The sequence below is a fragment of the Shewanella sp. YQ_9 genome (genome assembly GCF_043103185.1).
In the GTDB taxonomy this organism is placed as follows: Bacteria; Pseudomonadota; Gammaproteobacteria; order Enterobacterales; family Shewanellaceae; genus Shewanella; species Shewanella algae.
The window spans coordinates 1-3,332 of sequence record NZ_JBICJO010000024.1; the positions used below are offsets into that span (position 1 = coordinate 1).

At 49.8% G+C, this 3,332-nt stretch carries 2 protein-coding genes; both read right to left on the minus strand.

Going from position 1 to position 3,332, the window contains the following annotated elements; all coding sequences use genetic code 11:
• Nucleotides 1-1,455: pilus assembly protein (locus tag ACF8D4_RS07075; protein ID WP_392464902.1), on the minus strand; the 1,455-nt coding region annotated here is incomplete at its 3' end.
• Nucleotides 1,427-2,926 carry a hypothetical protein gene (locus ACF8D4_RS07080; protein WP_392464904.1) on the minus strand — a complete coding sequence of 500 codons (1,500 nt, stop codon included), beginning with the start codon at nt 2,924-2,926 and terminating at the stop codon, nt 1,427-1,429. The genes ACF8D4_RS07075 and ACF8D4_RS07080, both read right to left, overlap by 29 nt.
• Nucleotides 2,927-3,332 lie beyond the last annotated feature (406 nt).

The window sequence follows — 3,332 nt, forward strand, 5'->3', positions numbered from 1 at the left end:
ATTGACTGTCTTTGACTCGCCGTTGGTCGTGACCCGGTTCTCGGTCTGATTACTTAACATGGTTTGCGCCACTACAGGCGAGGCAAAGAAGCGCCTGTCCGTACTCTCAGTGCTGCCGCCAAGAGAAGCAAACTTGAAGGCGCTCCAATTATTGCGGTCGGCATCAGGCAGGTCCAGACGCCAGATATTGGCCCCTGTGTCTGTAGCATAGATGCGGTCGCTGACACCATCACTATTGTCATCAAGCACGGCCACCGTATTGGGGATACTGTCTCTGAGTTCAGGCATTTCGGTATCACCGCCGGGGCCGAACCTGTGCAGCAACTTACCGGTTTCAGCATCCAGGATAAATACCCCGCGCCCCTGGCTGTCGGCGCTGCCCACCCTCAGAGTATCCTTGGCCGGAGAGTACCCTGCCCCAAAGATGAGTACCGGCTTATCCCCATAACCAGGAATACTGGTCACCACAGGTTTGGCCCAGCTTTGCCCCAACTCGCTCATCCCGGCCGTATCGGCATTAACATGCCACATCAGCTTGGGATTATCCGGGTTGGTAACATCCAGAGCATAGTAACCACGGCCGCCGCGCCGCAGCCCCATAAACACCCAGGCTTTCTCAAGCCTGTTACCCACACGTTTGGTAAAGGCCACAGGTGAACCATCGAAACCATAAACCGAATGCACGCCCGACGGTGCATTGGCTTTAAGTTCAGCCAGATTGGGCAGAAATTCCCAGGGCATAAAGGCCCAACTCTCACTGACCGAAGCCCCCTTGTCCTGAAACATATGCAGCATGCCATGATTGCTGCCCACCAGGATACGGATATCCGGGTCGGTTGCGGACGAACCAAAATCTATCGCCAGAGGCTTGGAATGCAGGGGGTCACCCAAAAGATCGCGACGCTTATCGCTGCGATTGCCGTTGCGGTTGTCGTCATCGACATCCTCGCCGCGTGCCCAATCAAACAGCCCCTGCAACTGGCTGTTGTCTACCCCCATATGCTGCGCCAGCTTGGCTTCACCTCCGGCATAACCGCTGGCGGCATCTAAGGTCAGCGGTGACAAGTCGCCCCCGGCGGCAAAATTGCCATACAAAGTGCGCTGCTTTTGGTTATAGAGGGCTTCGGCCACCCCACCCTTGGTCACATCATCGCCGTCGCCTCCTTGACTGCAAGCCCCGCTGGAACTCCAGAAAGAACAGCTCTTGGCACTGATATTGCCATTCTCGGCAATGGCCGGTTCACCTTTGCTGTCGACCACTTTGCCTTTATCTGTCACTTGGAATTTCTTGATATTGCCACGCCAGCGAGGCCCCTTGTTGGGCAAAAACATCGAGTAATACACTGAATCCAAGGTTTGTAGCTTGTTGAAATTATTGCTGGCCACCGAAGGCGAGGTGAAGCTGGCGTTCTTCTCCAGAATTTGATTAACCACAGATTGAATTGCCGACTGCAACTTGCTGGCATCCTGGGCATCGAAGTAGCGGCCGCCCCCCCTTTTCGGCGGTTTTTCTCAATAAGGCTTCGGCCTTGGCTGCCCCCTCGCTGAAGCCTATGGTAAAAGTGGTCACTGTCTGTTTGCCTGCCAGATTGGAGTTAAGGTCATTCCGACTCATCCAACTGCTCAGGGCACTGAGATAACTCCGGCTTCTTTGGGTGATATAGGCATCCTCATCCCCCGTCATCTCTTGGATAAGATCATCGGCAGAGGCATCCTGAGTGGGTTCACCATCGGTAATATAGACAACATAAACCTGGCTCTGACATGGCTTGAACGGCGAAACATAGCTGCCGCCCTTGATAATACCCATATCCCTTTGCGGGGTATCTTTAACCAGATACTGATCGACAACCTTGCCATCGCTGTTTGTAAAAAAATAATCACTGTCTTTATCGGCGAAGTGCACTCCCTTGCCGCTAAAATAGCGAAAAGCCTCATAAAAGGTCTCACACAGTGGCGTGGCCTGGGCGTAGGAAATATCATTAATCCTGTTAATGAGCTCTATCTTGCTGGCAGCGGTCATGGACTTGATCCCCGAGATGATCCGTCCACCATCACGCTCCCCTTCCAGCTTGAAGTTCAAGTTGAAGATTGCCAGCCCCAAATCAACCCCAGGAGTGGTCACTATCACATTTTGAATCGCGTCCTTGGCGACCTGCAACCGGGTCTTGGTTACTTTCTTTTTGTCGCTGTGATACCAGCGCAGATAATCTTCCGTGTAGAAAGTAACCGGCCGACCCGTGCCGAAACCGGTTCGCTCTGCGGCTTCCTTGGCGGCTTTTTTCTGCTCAGCGCTGGAGCCGTCATTCACCTCTGTGTAACCAACCACTTCTTTGCGATTGCCGGCGCCATCGAGCGGCAAGCCATCTACAATTCCTGAGGCGTTACCATAGCGTTCATCCTGAATATCTTCGAAACAATCAATCAAAGTAAGATTGGCACCGGCATTCTCAGGTAATTCTTTCCAGGTACCATTCTGCCCCGAGAAGCTATATTCCCGAATAAACCCGGTATAAGTTCCATACTTATTTAAATACTCCCAGGAAGTTTGACAACCGTTATTCTCCCTCTTGAACCGCCTGCTTCCTTTCTGTTCATCCAACACAGGAATATTAACTGAATCTGGAGTGCCCTTGGTAAAATACAGGAACCCGCTTTCGGTATTTTGACTGCCGGAGCCCTCTACTCCCGAGTAACTTTCATCGACATCATAGACGTACTCTTCCATGCTGCGGGAATTATCAAAAATGATCAGGATTTGCGGCCTATCGCCGGTTCGCGAGGAGGATTCGTAAACATAAAGCTCAGTATCATCGGCTGGTACCGGCCGCGCCATCATAAAGAAAATAGCCAGCAGAATTAAATTACGAGCTTGCTTTCCGCCATAACAATAACGTGAAAACTTTATATCCCTGTAAATATTCATTGTGTTTCACCATATTTATACAGGCACCAATACAGTATTCCATGAATAAACAGAACACCAAACCAAATAACAACACCAATATAAACAACTCAGTTAGCACATATAAAAACAGGCGCACAAGCGCCAAAGGAAATAATTTAATATGACTTATGAATATGATGACCAAGTCTCATTAAAACCAAAGTAAAATGACTCCTGACAAATATCTGACTCGGCAAAAATTTACAACTACACATCTTACAACTCATTTTATTAAAAACTGTTGCAGGCAAGGAACAGTTTGAGAAAACAGATTCAGACATTCGCCATCGGTCTAATGCCGATCAGTTAAGACAGATCGCTTGACGATCTAACTGAAAGGATCAAAATCCGATGACCCATGTCATCGGATTTTTTTATGCAACTT

Bases quoted from the DNA above. Each gene is read 5' to 3' on its own strand.
- ACF8D4_RS07080 (WP_392464904.1), bottom strand. From the start codon at position 2,926: ATGAATATTTACAGGGATATAAAGTTTTCACGTTATTGTTATGGCGGA.